We start from the raw sequence: 22,354 nt of genomic DNA, 5'->3' as shown, positions 1-22,354 counted from the left end.
GTGCGCCTGCTGCTTAACGGCGCTCGCCGCGCCCGTCTCGCCGATCGGCGCCACGCTGGCGGTACTCACCCCGCGGCGCCGTAGAACCGGTGTTATTCTCCCCAGCCCGCGGCTGTCGGCTCGTCACTGGGCGGCCAAAGCGTTCTTCTCGTTCCGCGTTGCGACGAGCCAATTGTCCGACTACGCCGGATTGCCCTTTCCCGCGTTTTGCTGGAGTTGGTGAAGCGTGTCGTCCCGTCTTACGCTTTGGCGCGTCACCAGCAAGCTGGGGCTCGGGGATGAAGAATAGGCGGTCGAATAGCGGGCGCCCAAAGTTCTGCATCGCCGAAATCTGTAATGGCTCGTGCCGCGCCACATTGCACAACACTCCCATCGAGCCAATAGTGATAAGAGCAGCGGTACCACCTGCAGAAATCATCGGCAGCTGAATACCCGTCACAGGCAACAAACCAATGACGTAGCTGATGTTGATAAACGCCTGGATAACCACACCCACCGTCAAAGTGGCAGCCAACAAGGATTGGAACTGGTCCTGAGCGTTTTTCGCAGTGCGCAATCCGATGTATCCCAATGCCGCAAACAGGAAAACAACGAGGACGCCGCCCCACAGGCCGAGTTCCTCCCCGATGATAGCGAAGACAAAGTCATTCTTAGCTTCGGGAAGGTAGAACCACTTGGCGCGCGACTGCCCGAGACCTACGCCCCAAAAGCCTCCGTCGGCAAGTGATAGAAAGCCCTGGTATGCCTGGAAACCTGTGCCCTGCGTATCCTCAATGTTTCCGCGAATTGCATCAAAGTAGGTATGGAATCGGTGCGAACGGAAGCCACCCGATAGGAACACAGCGAGCAAGCCCAACGTACCGAGGACCAAGACCACCGCGGGGACCCGCCAGTCAACGCCAGCGAAAATCAAAGTAAAGACCACGACCATGGCGAAAGATACCGCCATGCCAAGGTCACCCTGGGCCACGATGAGGAAGAACATCAGCCCCGAGATGATGGAATACATCATGAAGGGATCGGTCGGATGTAGCGAGCGGTGGGACTTACCGGCCAACGCAGTTGCGCCGTACATAGCCACCGTCACTCGGGCAAACTCCGAAGGCTGGAAGCCAACACTACCGATGGAAATCCACGACTGGGAACCCACGGTTTCGCGTCCGGTACCGATTCCCGGAATAAGCACCGCAATGAGCAGGAGTATTGACAGCAGCAGCAGCCACGGGACTAGTTTACGCAGCGTATAAGGCGAGATACGCAACGCCAGCCAGAACAGCACCAAGCCACCGAAGACAAGCAGGCACTGGCGGATGGCCTCTGACCAAACATTGGAAGTCTCCGTAAAGGATGTCGCCATGGATGCAGAAAAAGCCATCAGCACGCCGATGCCGATCAACGAGAAGATGATGATGCGCAACAGCTGATAGTCCAAGCCCGGCTGAGCACGGTAGTGCTGGCGGATTTCTTGCACGCGCTGGCCGAGCGTCTTCGACGCCGGTGTTTGCGGCCGGGTGGCAGTCATGGGTTCTCCTGGGGTGCGTGCGTGATTAACGTGCGATGCGTCGGGCAGCCGCGGCAAAGTAGTCACCGCGTTGGCTCATTCCCGTGTACATATCCAACGATGCCCCAGCAGGTGCCAAAAGCACAGTATCGCCGCTCTCGGCGTGTTGCACTGCCGCAGCCACAGCCTCATCCATGGCGGCAACGGGGTCGGTGGATTCGATAAGGATGGTAAGCACGCCTGGGGCATGCGCGACGATGGCGTCGGCGAGCAGCTGCTTGTCGACGCCCATTATCACCGCCACCTTGATATGCGCGGCGTGTGTTTCGAGCAGCTCTGAGGTGTCAGCACCTTTGAGCTGACCGCCGGCGATCCACACCACGGAATCAAGCCCACGCATCGCGGCCTCGGCAGCGTGCGGATTGGTGGCCTTGGAATTATCGATATAGTCGACGCCTGCGTGAGAGTGCACGACCTCGCCGCGGTGGCCGGCCACGGTGTAGCTCTCGAGCCCCTCGGTAATCGAGTGGGGTACTGCGCCTGCCAGTGCGGCGGCAGCTGCGGCGGCACCGGCGTCCAGCACTCCAGCCATTCCGGCAGGCTCAATGGTGGTGACGTCCTCGATGAGGGTAACCGAGTGGCCGGCAACGTTGTTAAGAACGAGCTTTCCTTCGACAACGCCCGCTTCCCCATCGGCAGGTTCGGTGTGGGTGAAGGCGTGCACATCGGCGGAAATCAATCCGGCATTGCGCGCCTTGTCCGCGTATTCGCGCACGTGCGCATCGTCGCGGCCGATGACTGCGTGTGTACCCTTGAGGACCTTGGCCTTCGCCTCGGCATAGGCGGCGAAGGAGCCGTGCCAGTCGAGGTGATCATCTGCCAGGTTGAGCAGTACGCCGACCTCTGGGGTCAGCTGGGAGGACCAGTGCAGTTGGAAGGAAGAAAGTTCAGCAACCAGTACGTCAACGCGTGAGCTTGCCGCCAGCGCATCGAAGGGCGAGGTTCCGATATTGCCCACGGCCTGGGAGCGCTTGCCCGAGCGCTTTTCATCGGCCGCCATGACGGCAGCCAGCATGCCCGTGGTAGTGGTCTTGCCGTTGGTGCCGGTCACAGCGAGCCAGGTACGCGTGGGGCCAAAGACCTCTGCCTTATCCAAGCGATAAGCCAGCTCGACATCGCCGATCACCTCAACGCCCGCTGCAGCGGCGGCCACCAACAGTGGTGAGCTCGGCGCCCAGCCTGGTGAGGTAACCACGAGGGAGAACTCCGCGGGATCAACAGCGGCGGTATCAACGGTCGCGACGCCTAGGTCGGCAGCGAGTGTGGCACGTGAGTCGGCGTTGCCATCGGCCACAACCAGGTCTGCTCCCAGCCCCCGCAAGACGGTGGCGCAGCCGCGGCCGGACACTCCGGCGCCGGCCACCAAGATACGGCCTCGCAAGGACTCGGGAAGTCCTCCCGCTAGGTTCTCGGGCGCTTTAGTCATGGCTAGCCCACCAGCCCGATGCCGGAATCAACGAGCCACTCGCCGTAGAAGATTGCCACACCAGTCATGGCGGCCATCGCCGCAATGAGCCAGAAGCGAATGACAACCGCGGTCTCGGCCCAGCCGCCGTTTTCGAAGTGGTGGTGGATTGGAGCCATGCGGAAGAAACGCTTGCCGGTGGAACGGAAGACCACGATCTGGATGACCACGGAAACGGTCTCGATGACGAAGAGCGCGCCGATGATGATCATGAGCAGCTCGGTACGGCTGGTCACGGAGATGCCCGCAACCAGGCCACCCAGGGCCAGGGAACCGGTATCGCCCATGAAGATCTTGGCCGGTGCAGCGTTCCACCACAGGAAGCCCAGGCAACCACCCAGGCCGGCGGCAGTCAGAACCGCCAAGTCCAGCGGATCACGGACCTGGTAGCAGCCAGCGGTGAAGTCAGCCGCGCAAGAGTTGCGGAACTGCCAGAAGGTCATGATGGTGTACGCCCCCATCACGATTGCGGTGGTACCCGCTGCCAGACCATCCAGTCCGTCGGTCAGGTTGACCGCGTTAGACCATGCCGCGATGAGGATGTACATGAAGATGAGGAACACGATGGTGCCGACAATGGTCGGGCCAACGGCAATGTCGAAAGTCTCGATGTCACGAATGAAGGAAAGCTTCGTGGAGCCAGGCGTCAGGCCCTTCTCATCGGGGTTCTGTAGAACCAGCAGGCCGAAGGCCAGAGCGAGCGCCAGCTGGCCCACCAGCTTGGCCGTCTTGTTCAGGCCCAGGTTGCGCTCTTTGAAGAGCTTGATGAAGTCATCAGCAAAACCCAAGCCACCAAGCCCCAGGGTCAAGCCGAGGACCAAGATGCCCGAGTAGGTGAAGCCACCATGGCCGGTGATTTGCCCGTAGATGCCGACCGTCAGGTAAGCCACGGTGATACCAGCGAGGATCGCAAGGCCGCCCATGGTTGGCGTGCCGCGCTTACGAAGGTGCGACTTGGGGCCGTCCTCGCGGATTTCTTGGCCCTTTCCTGCCTCCGAGAAATAACGGATCAGGAGTGGGGTGATAAAAATCGCTACGAGGAAGCTGACCACACCAGCGATGATGATCTGAGTCACGTGCTTGGGTTCCTTCTATTTCGTAAACTAGCTCTGGCTGAGCTTTTCTGCAACGAGCCACAGGCGTTGGGCATTCGAAGCTTTGACAAGGATGACATCTTTAACGTCCCTTTGCGGCCAATCGTCCACGCCCACAGGCGGGGTACGGAGGAGACTATCAACAATCTTTGCGGCCTCATCAACATCGGCACTGACACTAGTATTTATACCCTTTGCCTGTGCAGCTTCAGCCATCGCCCGCGTATTGGGGCTGCTGCCTACAGCAACCAGATGGTCTACGTGGTACTTCGCGAGCTCTGCGCCCAGCTGACGGTGTGCGTCGAGGGCGTCGTCGCCCAGCTCACCCATCTCGCCGAGCACGGCAATAGAACGTGCGTCGGGACGCGCAGTGGCCGTGTATGCCAGCGCTGCGATGGCCGCACGCATGGAATCCGGGTTTGCGTTATAGGAATCATCAATCAGGGTGACTCCGTCGCGGCGGTTGCGCACGTCCATGCGGTGCTCCGACGCAATGCGGTGTCCAGACAACGCGTTTGCCACGAGTTCAGCGCTTAGCCCCAGCTCGATGGCGGCGGCCGCTGCGGCCAGCGCATTCGACACCTGATGCGCACCGAAGACCTGTAGTTTCACCGGAAGTGGCGCATGGCCTGGGGTATGCATGAGGAAGGAAGCACGGGCGACGTCGTCAAGCTGCACGTCCGTGGCATAGTACTGCGCTGGCGGAGTGTAGCCTTGCTTGGCGACGGCCGAGTAATAGACCACCTTTGCATTCGTGCGGGGCGCCATGCCAGCGACGAAAGAATCGTTTGCATTGAGCACGGCGACGCCGCCCTCAGCTGCAGATGGGAGCGCCTCGACGAGCTCGCCCTTCGCGAGCGCGATATTCTCCCGCGAACCGAACTCGCCTAGGTGTGCGGTACCAACGTTGAGGACTACGCCCACCTTGGGTGCGGTGATGCCGGTCAAATGCCGGATGTGGCCGATGCCACGAGCAGACATCTCGGCCACGAGGTACTCGGTGTGTTCGTCACAGCGCAGTGCGGTATAAGGCAGACCGACCTCATTGTTGAAGGAGCCTGGTGGTGCCACCGTCTCCCCAGCGGCGCGGAAGATCGTGGCGATGAGGTCCTTGGTGGAGGTCTTACCAGCGGAACCGGTCACGCCCACGATGTTGAGGCCGTCTTCAGCGGCTAGGCGCTGGGTGACGGCGCGGGCCAGTGCGGACAGCGCCTGGATGACTGCGGCGGCGGAGCCATCCTCGTCATTGGCATAGATGTCGGCGTTTGCGCCGTCGCCTTCCACCTTGCCGGTGGGTTCAACAACGATGGCCGGAACGCCCACTGGGCGCGCGGCGAGAACGGCCACCGCACCGGATTCAACGGCCTTCTCGGCAAAGTCGTGGCCGTCAACGCGGGCACCTGGCAGCGCGAGGAAGAGGCCTCCTGGGGTGACCTTGCGGGAGTCAAACTCTACGAATCCAGTAACTGCAGCTGCAGGATCTGGGACGCAGTCAAGGCGGCCGCCGGTAATGTCGGCGATTTCTTGGAGGGTCAATGCAATCATGCTTGTTCCTTATTCACAGTGTCCCCGTACTCCGCGTGGCTAACTGGCGCGCCACTGCCAAGCTTGGCGTCAAGAGCGCGGGCAACTTCTTCCCTGTCATCAAAGTGCAAGGTTTCATCACCCACGATTTGCCCAACCTCATGGCCTTTGCCAACAACGATGATAGCGTCGCCGGGCTGTGCCCACTCCACTACTGCGTCGATGGCCGCGGCACGGGAGCCGATCTCGCGAATGTCTGCGGTCTGGGAAGCCTTCTGCGCGCCCGCGATGACAGCGGCACGGATGGTTGCAGGGTCCTCGCTACGCGGATTGTCGTCCGTAACCACGACGAGGTCTGCGCGTTCTGCTGCAGCTGCGCCCATGAGCGGACGCTTTGAGGAGTCGCGGTCGCCGCCGGCGCCGACGACGACGCCGAGGCGTCCGCCGGTCTCAGACAGCTGGCCGCGCAGAGTATCAAGGACCGCTGCAATGGCTGCTGGCTTGTGGGCGTAGTCGACAACTGCCACGAAATCTTGGCCACGGCTGATGCTCTCCATCCGCCCCGGTACGGCTACGCGCTCGACACCGTTTAGGAAGGTTTCGGTGTCCACGCCTACCGCAGCTGCCATGCCTGCTGCCAGCGCAGCGTTGGCGATGTTGAACTTGCCTGGCATCGGCAGCTCAAAGGAATAGGTCTCCCCACTGAAGCTCAATTCAACGTGCTGTGCGCCAGTGGGCTCGGTGCCTAACTGACGGGCGCTAATCACCTGGTTGGTGTTCTCGGCTGTTTCCTCGCCTGTGGTTGAAACGAGCGTCAGTGGCTTGCCGGCGACTTGTTGCGCCATGCGCTTGCCCCAGTCATCATCAACGCAGATTACGGCAGCGGACGCTGCTTGCGGGCCGTCGAAAAGCGCTGCCTTGGCTGCGAAGTAATCCTCCATCGTTGGGTGGAAGTCGAGGTGGTCCTGGCTCAAGTTGGTGAAACCACCAACATCGAACTGGGTACCTCGCACGCGCCCAAGCTCAAGCGCGTGGGAGGAGACCTCCATGACCACGTGCGTGACTCCTTCGTGACGCATGCGCGCAAAGAGCTCCTGCAGGGTCGGAGCCTCGGGAGTGGTGAGCTTAGTCGGCACGGGTTCACGGTTGATGCGGGTTCCGGTTGTGCCGATAAGACCCACCTTGTGATCTGCGTGGAGAAGACCCGCCTCGAGGAGGTAGCTCGTGGTGGTCTTGCCAGATGTTCCTGTCACGCCCAGTACGGTCAAGTGCTCAGTGGGGTGCTCGTAAATTTCAGCGGCGATGAGACCCAACACTGCACGAATGTCTTCCACGACAATGATGGGGCGACGCTCACCAGCTTCTTGCAGGTGTTGTAGACCCGCCTCATCGGTGAGGATGGCCGCTGCCTCAGTGTCACCGGCAAATTGGGCACCGTGTACTCGCGTACCTGGAAGGGCCGCGAAGAGCCCGCCGGCGGCAATCGCCTTCGAGTCGAGACTGCACGTCGAAACAGTGACGGATTCATCGCCGATGACGCGGCCGCCGCCAATGGTGGCGAGGGTCTGGAGGTCTACGCTCATTGCATTTCTCCCTAAAGCTTTCTAGTGAACTTTTCTTGAGGTTTTAATAGTTGAGGGGCTTACTGAGCTCGCAAGGTTAATTCTGGGCCAGGCGGGGAGGTAGGGATGTTATCGCGATTGAGCAGCCAGCTTGCGATGTCTGTGAAGACAGGCGCCGCGGACTGACCACCGGAACCATTGTCGTTAACTCCGGACTGCGGCTCGTCGAGCATGATTGCCACAACAAAGCGTGGGTCGTCGGCAGGCGCGATACCCGCGAAGGTGATCCAGTAGGCGGAGTTCGAGTAGGCTCCCGTCTTCTCGTCAACCTTCTGTGCGGTACCGGTCTTGCCGGAAAGTTGGTATCCCTCGATCTTGTTGCCGCCGGCGGTGCCGTTCTGGACGCCATTCGGGTCGGATTGGAATACAGCGCGGAACATATCCACAGTGGTCTTCGCGGTTTCCTTGCTTACTACCTGCGTCTTCTTGGGAGCGTCGAGCTCCTCCTTCTCGCCGTTGGAATTGGTGATGGAGGAAATGATGCGTGGCTCGATGCGCTCACCACCGTTCGCCAAAGCCTGGTAGACGCTGGCCATCTGCAGCGTGGTCCACGACTGGCCCTGGCCGATCGGTAGGTTGGCGAAGGTACCGCCGGACCACTGCTCTACGTCGGGGACCAAACCTGCAGACTCGTTTGGCAGCTCAATACCAGTGGTCTGACCAAGGCCGAAGGCCTTGAGATACTTGGCGTACCGATCCTGCCCCAACTGCTGGGCGATCATTAGAGTGCCCACGTTTGAGGACTTACCGAAGATACCGGTGGTGGTGTAAGGCTCGACGCCGTGATCCCAGGCATCATTAACAGTTACGCCAGCCATATCGATGGATCCTGGAACCTGGTGAACCTGGTCTGGGGTGGTAACGCCCTCCTGCAGCGCTGCGGCCGCGGTGATGATTTTGGCCACTGAGCCAGGCTCATACGGGTGCGAAACGCTGCGGTTGTCGAAGGTTTTGTCTTCCTTGAGCTGCTTTTCGATGTCTTTGTTCGGATCGATGGTGCCCGTGTTGGCCATGGCCAAGACTTCGCCCGTAGCAACGTCGAGGACCACCGCTTGTGCATTCTTGGCCTTGGAGTTGGCGCGTGCCTTCTCCAGCTTCTGCTGTACGTAGGTCTGCAAATCAAGGTCCAGGGTCAAGGTGACGTTCTTGCCGTCGGTTGCTGAGACCTCATCGCGCAACGTGCCGGGAATTGCCTGACCATTGGTGGAAACATCCTCGGTGGAGCTGCCATCGATACCAGTCAGAGTGGAGTCACCGGAAGCTTCGAAGCCGAACTGACCTTGTCCGTCCATGGAGACCTTGCCGATGACGTTCTCCGCGATGGAGCCATTCGGGTACTGGCGAATCTGCTGCTCATCAGCTGCGAGTCCGTGGTACTCAGAAGCGATTTTCACTGCTACATCCGGGTCCACGTTACGAACTAGAACCTCGTACTGGGTATCCGCGTGCAGCTTATCCAGAATCTGTTTCTCGTCCACGTCGCCGGTGTCCAATCCAGCATCGTTGATTTTGGAAGGGATGCCCTTCGCCATGTCCTTTAGTCGCTCTTCGAGCTTATCGTCGAGAAACTTATTACGCGCAGCGTCGTCAAGCCCGTCAAAGGAAGCTTCTCCGGTAGCTTCCAATTCCTCCTGCTCACGAAGTTCGTCGCGCAGGCGCGTTGGCGAAACGGTGAGTGAACGCGACTTCATTGTGTAGGCAAGTCGCTGCCCATTGCGATCGACAATCTCACCACGGCGAGCCGAGTCGATATACACGCGGGATCGCTGAGCCACAGCTTTAGCGGCAAAGTCGGGACCCCAGACGATCTGTACCCAAGCCAAGCGCCCGACCAAGGCCACGAACACCACCATAAGGACAGCAACAACGGTTTTGACTCGCTGCCGCAAGATAGCCTTCTGCGGCAAAGCCATGGCAGCCTTGGCACGCGCGGTACGGCCACCGCCCTGGGCCTGCGGATCACGTGTTGCAGGCTTTACTCGCTCACTCGGGCGCGACGCCGAACCTGCACGCGGCATAGCGGATCCAGTGGCGGCCCCCCGATGGCTACGACCACCGGAACGCCCACTTTGGCGGCCATAACGACCGCGGTCGGCAGCATTATCCCTGCCATCGCGCCCATGCTCCCCTCGGGAACCGCGTCGACGGTCACCTGAATTTGGTGGAGTCACAAAGTCACCTTTTCCTTATGCCGCGTCGAATACAAAAGCCACTTAAATGCGGTTGCGGGCTCGGCGTGACCGATGGTCTTGAAGCTCGCCCGCAAAGCAGGCAGTCTTGCTTGAAGATTCTGCCTTATAAAAGCCAAGTGCTCGCACAGGCACGCGCGAGCACTTCTGAAGAAGCAGGATTTTTAGCTAGTTAGCGTATGGCGCTTGGGCTGGGATGTTCGGCAGATCCTGCGGTGCTGCCGGAGCAGATTCCTGCCCGGCCGGAGCCTGGCCATTGTTATTGCGCGCCTCACGTTGACGACCCTGCGGCACCTCGTTGAGACTATCTGAGATGTCCTTCGTTGCGTTCGGATCACTCGATGCCTGGCCCGGACGGACTGGCTCGCCGTTGACGTCAACAATGGACTCAGTGTTCAACTCAGCCGGACGCTTCTCGTTGACAGCCCCGTCTGGGCCGACCTCTACGATTCCTGGCTGGGTAGGTACACCCATCTTGGCATCATTGGCACGCCGCGCAACGTCAGAAGCCGAGCGCACATTTTCGAGGTCACGATTCAGCGTCTCGAGCTGGTTATTCAGCTCAGACTCGCGAACTGTCAAGTCCTTGACCACAAAGGTCTGGGCAGTCGAGATACCAGAAAGCCACATCGACACCACGACGCCGAAAATCAGCAATCCGATGGCCATGAAGGACATACGAGTAAAAAGCGAGCTCTTTTTATTTAGCGACTGCTGTGGAAGACGACGGCCACGGAAAGAAACAACCTGCTTCGAACCCAAGCGGTTTCCGCGGCGCGCCGGCACCTGCGTACGGTGCGGCATTTGGCGCGGAGTGCGCTGGGGAACGGCGCGGCGGCCTGGCTCTAGAAGAGTCGTGGCAGCTCCGGTATCGGTACCGGTTGTAAAGTCGCGGCTCGCCCCCATGGTGCGGGTCCTCTCTTGTGTGGTGTTGCGGGAAGTGTGTGGTGCGGTAGTGCGTTCGTAGAGGCTCATGCACTACCTCCCGGTGGGTGCAGGTGAGGCTCGCCCTCGAGTCTCTCTATGGCCCGCACCCTCACGGATGCGGCGCGGGAGTTTTCTTCAATTTCCTCGGCGCTCGCCTTTTCAGCGCCACGGGTGACCGTTTTAAACTTTGGAGCCGTGCCTGGAAGATCCATCGGAAGCCCGGCTGGCGTCTTAGACGCAGCCAGCTCGGCGAAAGCCTGCTTAACGATGCGGTCCTCGAGAGACTGGTAGCTCATGAACACCGCGCGTCCGCCGACGTGTAGTGCATCTGTAATAACGGGGATCACCCGCTCGATTGCCTCAAGCTCGCGGTTAACCTCGACGCGCAATGCCTGGAAGGTGCGCTTTGCCGGATGCCCACCGGTGCGGCGAGTTGCCGCGGGGATGGTGGCGTAGAGCAGTTCGACAAGACGTTCGGAGTTGCTGAACGGCTCTTTCTCACGCTCCTTGAGGACCGCCGAGGCAATTTTGCCTGCGAAACGCTCATCCCCGTAGGTCTTGAGAATTCGTGCAAGGTCGCCATGGCTGTACGTGTTCAACACGTCTGCAGCGGTAATGCCATGCGAGGGGTCCATGCGCATGTCCAACGGTGCATCCGTCTTATACGCAAAGCCGCGCTCAACTTGGTCGAGCTGCATGGAAGAAACACCCAAGTCGAACAGGGCGCCAGCAATGCCGTGCTCGCAAGCAATGTCAAAGATTGCACCCTCTCCCCTGGCAATTTCGCCGCCGACCTCGTCGAAGCGTGCGTTGACGCCCACAAAGCGATCCTCGAATGGCTTCAAGCGCTCGGTGGCTGCGGCCAGCGATGCGCCATCACGGTCAACGCCTACCACGTGCAGGTTAGGGAAAGTCCGCAGGAAAAAATCGGCGTGGCCACCGGCGCCTAAGGTGCCGTCAACGACAACCGCGTTGCTCCCGGCCGCTTCAATTGCGGGCGCGAGCAGTTGAGCCATGCGCTCGCGCATGACTGGAACATGGCCGTGGTTTTCGGCTATGTCGTAGTTAATGTTGTTGGCTACGTTGTCAGTGTTCTTGTCTTGAGCCGTCATTACTGCTCGTCACCCCCTTTTTTCTCAATTGGTCCCACAGAGCAAAAAAGTGCGTATAGGGCCCTGTCCGAGGCAGGTTTCTGATATCGGGGAAGTACACCAGAGCATCCACCTCGGGCAGAGTCCGTACACGCACTCATCGCTGCCCTTGCTCTTTAGAGCAACCCAGCGAGTACGTCATCGGCGTCTGCTGCCGAATAAGCATCTTCAGTTTGCGCCTGGTACTCAGCCCATGCGGCTGCGTCCCAGATTTCGAGGAAGTCCACTGAACCGACCACCACGCATTCCTTTGAGAGGTTTGCGTATTCGCGGTGTGCGGCTGAAAGAGTGATTCGTCCGTGTCCATCCGGCCTTTGCTCATCCGCACTTGCTGCCAAGTTACGAATAAACGCACGCGCGTCTGGGTTGGTGCGAGACACTGCTGCCGCTTTCCGTGCACGCGCCGCGAATTCCTCACGCGGATAAACCGCTAGAGAGTGATCCTGACCTTTGGTGACCATAAGGCCGCCAGCCAAATCTTCGCGAAACTTAGCGGGAAGCGTAAGCCGCCCTTTGTCATCGAGTTTGGGAGTGTAGGTACCCAGAAACATCCCGGGCCCACCTTCCTGTCACTCGAAACTCCGGATTCCTCTGGCATGAAACCTTGCGCCAAACCCTCGGGATTTACTCGAAATTCCGACGCTCACTTTCACACTGCGCCCCACTCTACCCCACTTTCCCCCACTTCTGTCACCTCAAGCCGCGTGTTCAAAGAATTTCAAGTCGATCGATCGAGGTAGACACCTGTTTTAACGGTGGGAAGAAATCCCCGCTACCCCCTTGACACCACCCCACAACCACCCCTTTGGCCCCGCATGTAACACCTACATATTGCGCACCATAGGTCGCAATAGCCCCTTATATTGTGAATTCTCCACCCGCACACCGCGCACCATCCGACGCCATTTACCCATTTCGCAAAATAACAGACCTAGAAAACCAGACGTCAAGGTCAGTTTTGCTCACACTCCAAACTCCGACAACAGCGACCACAAGGTCTGGGATTCCAGGGTTGCACTTCTAGAAAGCGCCGCCACAACTTCAACCCAAACGTCCCCCCGGTGGGGCAAAGTGGGGAATGTGGGAGAAAGTGGGGAATATGGGGCAAAGTGGGGATTAGAAAGTGGGAACCTTGAAGTGGGAATCTCACAAAGGGCTGAACGCAAAAAGCCCGCATCCCCTCTTCCACTTGGGAAGTTAGGAATGCGGGCTCAACCCACAAATTCGGCTTGTTTCAGCGCTGGCGCTTATCGCTCTTCGAAACGACGGCGGAAGTTCTCCTCCAGACGGCCGCCTACTCCGCCCTGACCACCAGCCGACTTCTGCTTAGCGCGAGCACCCGAGTAAGACGGCACCTTCTCCTTGCGCCCACGCAGCATCCACACGCCAGAGGCAAACATAACAAGGAATCCGACGATAGAAATGCTGACGAACCAGAGGTTCTGCTGCGCGAGGGCTACGCCGCCCACCAAGAGCAAGAGACCCACGACGATGAGCGCAATGCCTCGAAGGGTAATCGCACCACCGTTGCCACCGAAGCCGGAATCCTCAGCAACAGAGGAACCAAACTTAGGATCATCCTGCAATAAGGACCGTTCAATTTCACGGAGAGCTTGCTGCTCGTGCTCGGAAAGCGACACTGTTCCTCCAACTGATTTCAATGGGTCTAGGGCTAAGTTCCACAACGCAGTGCACAAATGCTGGCCGCACACGCTTTGGGATACACCATATTTTGTGAACTACTAATTATCTAACGCCCAGAGTAATCAGTTAGTTCCCGCAAATACAGTCTACCCCCACATAACTGGGGTACAACACGCCGAACATGTCCCAGTTCCCGCTTTACGCAGCAAGGGAGCCGAAGCCCATTTCCTCTTCCACATAGGAAAGGAATTCCGCCGCCAAGGCCATCACTTCAAGGACAACCTCGTCCGAAGGAGCGTCCTCCAAGCCAGAGGCCACCCGGGAGCGAAGACGAGAGTAAGCACCAAAGCGCTCAGCCCATTCCTTTTCCTCTCCCCCAACGAGTGCGAGCTGCGCCCAAGCACTCGACGGAAGGCGACGCCGCTTTGCCACCGCAGAGTCCGCAATACGAGCACCGGCCGTACGGAGGCCCGCCTGATAAGCAAACTCCAGCGCCTGATCCCAACGGCCCGCAGCAGCCATGGCACGAGCTTGCGCTAGCAAGTCGCTTGCTTGCTCCATAAAACGGTCACGCTTGAATGCGCCCACTGCCGCGCGCGACCCCCTGAACTGGGCCGTAGCTGAAATTACCTGTGCCATGATGCTCCTCCTTCGCTGGCATTGACTAACAATCTAAAGAGCCTTCCGGACATCTACCTTCATTTTAGATCACTTGTTCGAATCGTGCAATAGTTTTTCCACTTCAGAGCGTTTTTAACTTTCGAAAATCTACACACGATGTTCATTTTTAAAAACAGAAAAGCTGCGCAATTACGTTGTCGAACAACCCCTAAGTCTGCTGTTATTAGAAGTGTGAGTTTTCAAATTCGGCGCCTGAGCCCCCAAGAATTCGCCATGCTGGCCCCACAGTTGGTGGACATCTACATCGAAGCCATGGGATATAACCCCACCATTCGGGCTAACCGGATTAACGCGTGGAAGGCTGATGTCATGCGTCCCGGATTCACTGCGGTTATCGCCGAAAATGAATTCGGCATCGCGGGCTTGGCCTACGGTTTTGTCGGTACGCCGGACACCTGGTGGGACCGCCAGCTGCGCCGCGGTTTCACCGAGGCCGGCGGCCCCACGCCCGAGCAACTGGACATCTTGCACAACTATTTCGAGCTCGCCGAGATTCATGTCACCCCTAACTTGCAGGGCCATGGCTTAGGCCTCTGCCTCATCGAGGAACTCGCGTGGAACGCGCCAGCCTCCTATCTCTTGTTATCCACGCCCGAGGTCCCCAACGAGGCAAACGCCGCTTTTAGCCTTTACCGCAAAGTGGGATTCTTCGATGTCCTACGCAACCTCGAATACCCCGCAGACGAACGCGCCTTTGCGATTCTCGCGGCACGGTTGCCCCTGTCTGCCACCTAATTAGAAACGTCTGCCCTAACAGGTAACGTGTGAGGGGTGAAAGACAACAGCATTCCCACCATCGAGCAGTTCCCCGACCTCGCCCGCGAAAAGCTCAGCGAGTTCCTCGCACAGCGTCGCCCCGAGGTTGCAGAAATTGGTGAACCCGTTGTCAACGCAACGAACTTCCTAGAGTCCTTCGTTCTCGATGGCGGCAAGCGCATTCGCCCCACCTACGCGTGGGCTGGCTTCCTCGGCGCGCACGGCCTAGAGAGCGGCGAGGATGCCCAGGCTATGGCCACCGCCGCCTCATCGCTGGAGTTCATCCAGGCGTGCGCGCTTATCCATGATGACATCATCGATTCCTCTGATACCCGGCGCGGAAATCCCACTGTGCATCGCGCCGTCGCAGCACAACACAGGGCCAAGGGCTACCACGGCGATGCCGACTTCTTCGGTCAATCAGTAGCCATCCTGGTTGGCGATCTTGCACTCGCATGGGCCGAAGACATGCTGCAGGGCTCCGGCCTCAGCGGCGCCGCGCTGCATCGCGCTCGCGGCCCATGGTCAGGTATGCGCACCGAGGTCATCGGCGGCCAGATTCTAGACATTTCGCTGGAGGCCGCGGGTTCCGAGGACCTAGCGCTAGCCAACTCGGTCAACCGTTACAAGACGGCCGCGTACACCATCGAGCGACCGCTTCACCTTGGTGCCGCAGTCGCAGGCGCCGAGCCTGCGCTTATCGACGCTTTCCGTGGCTACGGCCGCGACATCGGAATCGCCTTCCAGCTGCGCGATGACCAGCTCGGCGTCTTCGGCGACCCCGCGATCACTGGAAAGCCTGCTGGCGACGATCTGCGCGAAGGCAAGCGCACCGTCCTCCTTTCCTTGGCGCTCCAGCACGCCGACGCGAAGGACCCAGCCGCTGCCAAGACGCTGCGTAGTCTCATCGGCAACACCGAGGATCCCGCTGACATTGCCCGTATGGCGCAAATCATCGAGGACTCCGGCGCCCCAGCGCTGCTTGAAGAGCAAATCACCGCTCTCACCGAGTCAGGGCTGCGCCACCTCCGCGAGGCGCAGGTTGATGCCGACGTCACTCAGACCCTCGAGGCACTGGCCATCAAGGCCACGGCTCGTCGAATGTAGGCAGCATGTCAGTTACATCTCCTGCCTCCCCTGCTCCTCAGACCGCAGGCCCAAAGCACAAGGTGTATAGCCTGCAGCTGCCCAATGCACTACCGGTGGGCATCGTTGCCTCCATCATCTTGATGATTGTCTCCTTCTCCGGCGGCGCTACGCGCAACCGAGGCGGTTTTCTGGAGGCCCTCAACATCGGGTTCTTGGCCTACGGGCACGGCCGCAACGTGGGCATGGTTCTCTACTGGTTCGGCCTCTTTGGCCTCGTCGCTGCATGGATCCTGGCCGGCCGCCAGGTGGTCGCGCCGCAGCTGAAGAATCCTACTCCTGACGGAGGCCTGCGCGAGATCCGTCGCATGCTCGCCGCATGGATCGCTCCACTGCTCTTTGCTGCACCTCTTGCCTCCCGCGACGTCTACTCCTATCTCATGCAAGGCGCCATGGTGCGCGATGGTTTCGATCCCTATACCGAGGGCGCAGCCGTCAACCCGGGACCATTTCTGCTTGAGGTTTCCCATGACTGGCGCAACACCACCACCCCCTATGGCCCGTTGCACTTGTGGACCGCCGAAGGCGTCACGCGCCTAGTGGGCGATAACGTCGCCGCAGGAATCATCGTCTACAAGGCAATCTCCGTCCTCGGCTTTGCCGTCATCGTCTTCGCAATTACCCGCCTGGCCCGCGCCTTAGGCGGCGACCCCGCTTTGGCACTGTGGTTGGGTGTGGCCAATCCGGTAGTTGTCCTTCACCTCATCGGTGGCATGCACAACGAGTCCGTCATGGTGGCCCTCGTGTCCCTGGGCCTGCTTGCCGCGGTACACAAGCGCTTCCACATCGGCCTCATCCTCATCGGCGTGGCCGTGGCGCTCAAGGCAACGGCCATCTTTGCAGCACCCTTCGTAGTGTGGATGATGGTGCTTCACCACGCACCGCGGGATCGCGGCGTCGCCAAACAGGTGCTCGCATTCGTCATCTCTGGAGTCGTGGCGTTGATTGAGGTAGCTCTATCCGTCGCTGTCATTACATGGGCCTCGGGCAGCTCTTGGGGATGGCTCTCCCAAATCAGCGGCAACTCCAAGGTGGTCAATCCCCTCGCCGGCCCTACCTTCGCAACCGACGTCCTCATCCCGCTTATCCAGGTCTTTAGTCCAGAGACCACCTACAACGGCGTACTGGGTGCGTTGCGCACCATCTCGATGGTCTTCATGCTCATCGGTTTGGTCTTGATGTGGTGGCTGGGCCGCGATTCCATCAACCGCGCCATCGCAGGTACCGCTGGCGCCTACCAGGTCGCGTTCGTGTTCAACTCTGTAACCCTGCCGTGGTACTACGCCTCGGTGTTGACCCTCATGGGCACATTCCGCCCGCCGCTGCTGCTCATCAAGATCACCACGGGCGTCTCGCTATTTATCGGCGTAGCTTTCTCCGGCGACGGAAACCACCAGCTCTACAACTGGTGGTGGGATATCGGCATGGTCGTCGCCGCATGGGCGCTTACGCAGTGGATCTTTGCTGGGCTGCCGGAAAACCTCGGCAGCGGTTTACGGGAGCGGGATCGCGCCGCCAAGCCACGCCCTGTGCTTGACGACGCCCCCGCATCGTCCCCCGAAGCTTCCTAAAAGGCCGAAGCCTGCGCGCGGCGGATGACCTCGCGCGCAAGGTGACCGTGCAGTGCGTCGATGGGTCGGCCCGGAAGGGAATCGTCCTCGGTGAACAGGTGCACGAAGATTTCGTCGTCGTTGAAGCCGCCGTCGGTCAAGACCGTGATGACGCCAGAAACGTACTTGGAAATAACGCCCTTCTCGTTGAAGAAGGAAGCAGGAACGTAGCGGGTGCCTTCGCCGTCGCGCCACGCGATGAACTTGCGTGCGTTGAGCAGGTCGAAGACGCGGGTGATCTGAAGATCAAGCTTGTCCGCCACTTCCTGCAATGTCAGCAACTTCTCATCAGCCAGCAGGGCTGCGATTTGTTGCGTCTTGTCAGCAGGAGAATTGTTCTGCGCGTTGTTTGTCTGTACGTTGTTTGTCCGTGCACTGTTTGTATCTGCATTACTCACAGACACAACCTTAGCTGGATACCACATCTGCTTCCCTATCAGCCATACTGGAATGCATGACAAGGCTGGAAATAGGCGACGTACTCGAAGACCGCTATCGAGTTGATCGGCCAATCGCGCAAGGCGGTATGTCCACCGTGTATCGCTGCGTTGACTTGCGCCTAGGCAGAGCTGTGGCCGCCAAGGTCATGGACGAGCGCTACCAGGACGACCCTGCCTTTGTGAAGCGCTTCGAGCGGGAGGCCCGCGCCATGGCACAGCTACAGCACCCAAATCTCGTTGCCGTGCATGACTTCTCTTCCGAGGGCGTGCCCATCTACCTCATCATGGAACTCATCACGGGCGGCACGTTGCGCGAGCTGCTCGCCGAGCGCGGACCCATGCCTGCGCATGCGGCTGCCGCCGTGATGCACCCGATGCTCATGGGCCTGGACGAGGTGCACCGCACTGGCCTGGTACACCGCGACATTAAACCGGACAACGTGCTCATTACCTCGCATAACCGGGTGAAGCTCGGTGACTTTGGTCTGGTGCGCTCCGCGGCGGCCGAGCAGGCGTCGAACCAGATCGTCGGTACGGTGTCCTACCTCTCCCCTGAGCAAGTCACGGGCGAGCCGATCACGCCTGAATCCGACGTCTATTCTGCGGGCGTGGTTCTCTTCGAGCTGCTCACCGGCACCGTGCCATTTAGTGGCGCGACCCCGATGGAACACGCGACAGCGCGCCTGCACGCCGATGTTCCGGCGCCGTCGTCACGCATTGCCGGGGTGCCGAAGCTTTTCGACGCCCTCGTGGCCACCGCAACCGCTCGCCAAGCCAGCGAGCGCTTCGCCGACGCCGGGGAGTTCCTCGACGCTCTTGACGACGTCACACGGGACCTAGATCTGCCGGAGTTCACCGTTCCAGTTCCGCGCAACGCAGCGGCCGCCCGCACAGCTGAACAGCCCACCGACTTCTCGGGAACCGGCGCCACGCACGTCTTTGACGCGACCACCGCTATCGATACTCCCTCTGCAACCCCCGCAGAGCAGCACACCGCCCCTGCCCCAGAGGCAGCGACCGAATACATTCCGCAGGCCCCTCCTGCGGATATCCCCCACCGCGCACCGCTGAGTTTTGAGACTCGCGCGGATTTGCCGGCTCCGCCCTTCGCCGCGCCACCAGGTCCACCTGTGGCCCCGCGCGGCGCGGAGTATCCAGCACCTAACTATCACGCACAAGCACCGCTGGAGCCCCAGCCTCAGGGCGCGCTGTCGCACATCGCTGAAGACGAGCCAGCCGAGCGCCCATTAAGCAACCGCAACGTGTTCACGCTGCTGCTGTTCTTGGCGTTCGTTGGGCTAGCAACCGTTGCCGTCGCCTTGGGCGGGTGGTGGTTCGGCTCCGGCCAATACGGTTCTATGCCGACGTTCTTCGCCTAGTTACGCAGCATCTCTGCGATGAGGAAGGACAGCTCCAGCGACTGCTGGGTGTTCAAGCGCGGGTCCACTGCGGACTCGTAGCGGCCCGGCAGGTCCACGTCAGTGATGTCCTCTGCGCCGCCCAGGCACTCGGTGACGTCCTCACCCGTGAATTCGAGGTGCACGCCACCTGGGTGGGTGCCCAGCTCGCGGTGTACCTCGAAGAAGCCCTGCACCTCGTCCACGATCTTGTCGAAGTGGCGGGTCTTGTAGCCATTCGATGCGGTGAAGGTGTTGCCGTGCATTGGGTCGCACTGCCAAACAACCTTGTGGCCGGAGTCCTCCACTGCCTTGACTACTGCCGGAAGCACGGTGCGCACCTTGTCGTGCCCCATGCGGGTGATCATGGTCAGGCGGCCCGGCTCACGGTTCGGGTCGAGCTTCTCTGCGTACTCAACGGCCTGCTCCGGGGTAACGCCCGGGCCGAGCTTGATGCCCACTGGGTTGCCGATGATCGAGGCGAAGTTGACGTGGAAGTCTTCCAAGCCACGGGTGCGCTCACCGATCCACAGCTGGTGTGCGGACAAGTCATAAAGCTTGGTTTCGCCGTTGGAATCGACGCCAAGACGCAGCATGGAACGCTCGTAGTCCTTGAGCAATGCCTCGTGGGAGCAGTAAATCTCCGCCGAGCGCAGCGTCTCATCGGAAACCCCACAAGCATTCATGAAAGCAAGGCCATTCTCGATCTCATTGGCAAGCGCCTGGTAGCGCGCACCCGCCGAGGAGTTGGCCACGAACTCGCGGTTCCACTCGTGGAGGCGGTACAGGTCAGCGGTGCCGGAAGAGGTCAGCGCACGCACGAGGTTCATCGCTGCGGATGCATTCGCGTATGCACGCACCATGCGGGCTGGGTCGTGACGACGAGCTTCCTCGGTGGGTTCCACACCGTTGACGATGTCGCCACGGTAGTTGAGCAGACCGTTGCCATCGACGTCGGAAGAACGCGGCTTAGCGTACTGGCCGGCAATACGGCCGAGCTTGACCACAGGGGTGGAGGCACCGTAGGTGAGCACCACGGCCATCTGCAGGAGGGTCTTCACGTTGCCGCGGATGTGCGGCTCAGTGTTGGACTCGAAGGTCTCAGCGCAGTCGCCGCCCTGCAAGAGGAATGCTTTACCCAGGGCGACGTCGGCAAGCTTGCGCTTGAGTTCTTCAATCTCTGGGGCCACAACGATCGGTGGAACGGATTCCAGGATCTTGCGAACGTTGTCTGCCTGGGACTGATCCCAGCTGGGCTGCTGCTTCGCATCACGCGCGATGACGTCCTGGAATCGCTCCTCGATGCCTGCTGGCAGTGGTGGGAGGTCCGGAAGTGCTTCTTTAGGGATATCTACTGTCCAACTCACATGGCTATTTAACCATTATTAACCTGTCGCGCGTTAGTTAGATGCTAGATAGTGACTTGGTTGGCCCTTCCTAGGGGTAGTACATCCATGCAGGCACGGAATTTTGCGAGATTGTGGCGGGCGTCGACAAGCGCATCGTGATTGCCCTGCGGAACTGGCGGCAGCTTGGGGCAGCCGGCAAATTCCCAGTACTGCTTGAGTTCGCGCGTAAAACGCGGCAGCCGCTTAGGAAGACCGGTCATATCACCCCAGAGCTGGGCCAAGACTACGTGGTCATAGGCACCAACCCAGGCCCACAGTTCCACCGGCGTGGCGTGGGCGGCAAAGAACTCGAGCAGCTCCTCGCGGATGCGCTCGCGCGACTTCCATACGGGGTTACTCGGGGAAGGCAACTTGTCTAGGACGTTTTCGCGCACCCAAGCGTTGGCATGGGCAGGGTTGAAGTCCGTGGACACCGCATAATACTCGCTACCATTCTCCCCAACGATGCCGATGGAGACCAGCTCAATGGTCTCTCCATCTTCGATAAATTCGGTGTCATAGAAGTAGCGCACGGGGTCTTATCTTAGTTGCCTTGCCTAGATCTGAATGCGATGGGGTCTCGTGGGCCCTGCGCCCATGCTTGACGACGCCTCATTTTCTGGGTGGTCGCGCCGCGGGGCTGTTTCCACCAGATGCGTAATCGACGGAGGCTTAAGAAGCCATCCAACAATTGGTACTTTGCCCAGCGCCCACAGTGCCAAGGCAGCCAAAGCTGCGAAGACAAAGCAGGCGATGAGCCAGAACCGCGTGTTGTCCAGGAGGGTTTGGCCGTCAAGGGAGACGGTGTGCGGGAACCAAGCCATGAAGAAACCGTAGCCGATTGTCAAGCCGATAGGGTGCCCCAGATAGATGGGCAGCGTATGCGAGCCCACGAAGCGCAACGCGGTAGAGACTTTGGGCAAATGAGAAACCCAAATGGCCATGACAATGCCAAAAGGAACCTCGAGTGTCTGCTCAACAAAGCGGACCATGATGTGGACCTCGTTCGAGGTCAGGTATTCCGCACCGGGAAGCGGCCACGGGATAAAGACCTCCTGTGGGTACTCGTCCCAGGCGCGGCGGAACAGGAAACCACCAGCATAAGACGCAATGACTCCCGCGTAGACGAAGAATGTCGTGCGAGTAAAACGGCTTTGGAAAGGGGCCTCTGCCTCTGCTGCGAAACGGGTAATCCAGTCGCGGAAGAAGGCAGCGCCCACGAACACTGGGAGGAACATCATCGCTTTAGCAATGACCGTGTAGTGCGCCTGCCACGCCATAAAGAGCAGGGGTGCAAAACTCAGCAGCAGCGCCAGCCACCCGGGCAGCTTGCGCACGCACCACAAGAAAATATTGAAGAATATCAACGCGTGGATAAACCACGCCATGGTGTGGCCCACCACCATGTTGAAGAGCATCTCGTTGCGGTCAAACAACGGGCTTTCGAAAACCCAATGCAATTCCACACGCTTTACTTGCAGCTCCACCGCCATCCACACGACGTAGGGCACGAGGAAATACCACAGGCGTCGGGCAAAGAGCTGTGGGAAAGTAAAGCTAAAGACCTTGCTAGAAAAATAGCCGCTGACGAGGAAGAACAACGGCAGGCGTAGGGGATCAAGCCACACATTGAAAGCGGCCAGCCGAGTCTCACTGGATTCGGGAACGGTGAGGGTGACATGCAAAAGGACAACGCCTAGGATTGAAATGCCCTTGGCGATGTCCGGCCACGCTAATCGAGGCTGCGAGGGGCTCAATG

The 22,354-nt window shown here is 59.8% G+C and carries 19 protein-coding genes; 4 read left to right on the top strand and 15 right to left on the bottom strand.

The window, feature by feature from the left end:
• Positions 1-13: 13 nt before the first annotated feature.
• The 11 genes from CHU71_RS04695 to CHU71_RS04645 form a co-directional block, all read right to left on the bottom strand.
• Complete coding sequence (locus tag CHU71_RS04695; RefSeq protein ID WP_147760340.1) at positions 14-1,522, bottom strand: FtsW/RodA/SpoVE family cell cycle protein; 1,509 nt, start codon at positions 1,520-1,522, stop codon at positions 14-16.
• Positions 1,523-1,547: 25 nt separating this feature from the next.
• Positions 1,548-2,987, bottom strand: a complete 1,440-nt coding sequence (murD, locus tag CHU71_RS04690; RefSeq protein WP_147760339.1) for a UDP-N-acetylmuramoyl-L-alanine--D-glutamate ligase — start codon at positions 2,985-2,987, stop codon at positions 1,548-1,550.
• 2 nt (positions 2,988-2,989) lie between these two features.
• Complete coding sequence (mraY, locus tag CHU71_RS04685; RefSeq protein WP_147760338.1) at positions 2,990-4,102, bottom strand: phospho-N-acetylmuramoyl-pentapeptide-transferase; 1,113 nt, start codon at positions 4,100-4,102, stop codon at positions 2,990-2,992.
• 27 nt (positions 4,103-4,129) lie between these two features.
• On the bottom strand, positions 4,130-5,665 hold the full coding sequence (murF, locus tag CHU71_RS04680) for a UDP-N-acetylmuramoyl-tripeptide--D-alanyl-D-alanine ligase (RefSeq protein ID WP_147760337.1): 1,536 nt from the start codon (positions 5,663-5,665) through the stop codon (positions 4,130-4,132).
• Positions 5,662-7,227 carry a UDP-N-acetylmuramoyl-L-alanyl-D-glutamate--2,6-diaminopimelate ligase gene (locus CHU71_RS04675; RefSeq protein ID WP_147760336.1) on the bottom strand — a complete coding sequence of 522 codons (1,566 nt, stop codon included), beginning with the start codon at positions 7,225-7,227 and terminating at the stop codon, positions 5,662-5,664. The genes murF and CHU71_RS04675 overlap by 4 nt, the downstream gene beginning before the upstream one ends.
• A gap of 59 nt (positions 7,228-7,286) precedes the next feature.
• Positions 7,287-9,179 carry a penicillin-binding protein 2 gene (locus tag CHU71_RS04670; RefSeq protein WP_147760527.1) on the bottom strand — a complete coding sequence of 631 codons (1,893 nt, stop codon included), beginning with the start codon at positions 9,177-9,179 and terminating at the stop codon, positions 7,287-7,289.
• Between the two features lie 444 nt (positions 9,180-9,623).
• A complete protein-coding gene (locus CHU71_RS04665; protein ID WP_147760335.1) occupies positions 9,624-10,430 on the bottom strand; it encodes a hypothetical protein in 807 nt (268 codons plus the stop codon).
• Complete coding sequence (gene rsmH / locus CHU71_RS04660) at positions 10,427-11,494, bottom strand: 16S rRNA (cytosine(1402)-N(4))-methyltransferase RsmH (protein WP_147760334.1); 1,068 nt, start codon at positions 11,492-11,494, stop codon at positions 10,427-10,429. Before rsmH ends, CHU71_RS04665 begins: the two co-directional genes overlap by 4 nt.
• A gap of 155 nt (positions 11,495-11,649) precedes the next feature.
• Positions 11,650-12,084, bottom strand: coding sequence for a division/cell wall cluster transcriptional repressor MraZ (mraZ, locus tag CHU71_RS04655; protein WP_005528693.1), 435 nt, complete (start codon positions 12,082-12,084; stop codon positions 11,650-11,652).
• 696 nt (positions 12,085-12,780) lie between these two features.
• On the bottom strand, positions 12,781-13,173 hold the full coding sequence (locus CHU71_RS04650) for a DUF3040 domain-containing protein (RefSeq protein WP_147760333.1): 393 nt from the start codon (positions 13,171-13,173) through the stop codon (positions 12,781-12,783).
• Between the two features lie 202 nt (positions 13,174-13,375).
• Positions 13,376-13,816 carry an SAV_6107 family HEPN domain-containing protein gene (locus CHU71_RS04645; RefSeq protein ID WP_049063089.1) on the bottom strand — a complete coding sequence of 147 codons (441 nt, stop codon included), beginning with the start codon at positions 13,814-13,816 and terminating at the stop codon, positions 13,376-13,378.
• Positions 13,817-14,029: 213 nt separating this feature from the next.
• Here CHU71_RS04645 and CHU71_RS04640 point away from each other — a divergent pair, with 213 nt between their 5' ends.
• The 3 genes from CHU71_RS04640 to CHU71_RS04630 are packed head-to-tail and all read left to right on the top strand — an operon-like array spanning position 14,030 to position 17,331.
• Complete coding sequence (locus tag CHU71_RS04640; protein ID WP_147760332.1) at positions 14,030-14,593, top strand: GNAT family N-acetyltransferase; 564 nt, start codon at positions 14,030-14,032, stop codon at positions 14,591-14,593.
• A gap of 36 nt (positions 14,594-14,629) precedes the next feature.
• Positions 14,630-15,721: a polyprenyl synthetase family protein gene (locus CHU71_RS04635; protein WP_049063088.1), complete on the top strand. Its 1,092-nt coding sequence runs from the start codon at positions 14,630-14,632 to the stop codon at positions 15,719-15,721.
• 5 nt (positions 15,722-15,726) lie between these two features.
• Positions 15,727-17,331, top strand: a complete 1,605-nt coding sequence (locus tag CHU71_RS04630) for an alpha-(1->6)-mannopyranosyltransferase A (protein WP_255456393.1) — start codon at positions 15,727-15,729, stop codon at positions 17,329-17,331.
• On the opposite strand, the gene CHU71_RS04625 is transcribed toward CHU71_RS04630, so the two are convergent.
• On the bottom strand, positions 17,328-17,795 hold the full coding sequence (locus tag CHU71_RS04625) for an Rv2175c family DNA-binding protein (protein WP_005528683.1): 468 nt from the start codon (positions 17,793-17,795) through the stop codon (positions 17,328-17,330). The two genes, CHU71_RS04630 and CHU71_RS04625, sit on opposite strands and share 4 nt — an antisense overlap.
• A gap of 29 nt (positions 17,796-17,824) precedes the next feature.
• Between CHU71_RS04625 and CHU71_RS04620 the strand changes: the two genes are divergently transcribed.
• Complete coding sequence (locus tag CHU71_RS04620; RefSeq protein WP_147760331.1) at positions 17,825-19,189, top strand: protein kinase; 1,365 nt, start codon at positions 17,825-17,827, stop codon at positions 19,187-19,189.
• Here the strand turns inward: CHU71_RS04620 and CHU71_RS04615 are convergent.
• Genes CHU71_RS04615 through CHU71_RS04605 form a run of 3 tightly spaced genes read right to left on the bottom strand, consistent with a single transcriptional unit; the run spans position 19,186 to position 22,352 of the window.
• The gene (locus tag CHU71_RS04615; RefSeq protein ID WP_034656806.1) at positions 19,186-20,574 is read right to left on the bottom strand and encodes a class II 3-deoxy-7-phosphoheptulonate synthase; all 1,389 of its coding nucleotides are present in this window, start codon (positions 20,572-20,574) and stop codon (positions 19,186-19,188) included. The two genes, CHU71_RS04620 and CHU71_RS04615, sit on opposite strands and share 4 nt — an antisense overlap.
• Positions 20,575-20,618: 44 nt before the next feature.
• Positions 20,619-21,128 (bottom strand): polyadenylate-specific 3'-exoribonuclease AS, encoded by a 510-nt coding sequence (locus tag CHU71_RS04610; protein WP_147760330.1) that lies wholly within the window; start codon positions 21,126-21,128, stop codon positions 20,619-20,621.
• A 24-nt stretch (positions 21,129-21,152) separates the two neighbouring features.
• Positions 21,153-22,352: an acyltransferase family protein gene (locus CHU71_RS04605; RefSeq protein WP_147760329.1), complete on the bottom strand. Its 1,200-nt coding sequence runs from the start codon at positions 22,350-22,352 to the stop codon at positions 21,153-21,155.
• Positions 22,353-22,354: the final 2 nt, after the last annotated feature.

Origin of the sequence: Corynebacterium sp. LK14, assembly GCF_008042215.1 — a bacterium.
GTDB classification, from domain to species: Bacteria; Actinomycetota; Actinomycetes; order Mycobacteriales; family Mycobacteriaceae; genus Corynebacterium; species Corynebacterium striatum.
The sequence above is the reverse complement of the archived record's forward strand: the minus strand, read 5'-3'. Positions and strand labels throughout refer to the sequence as shown.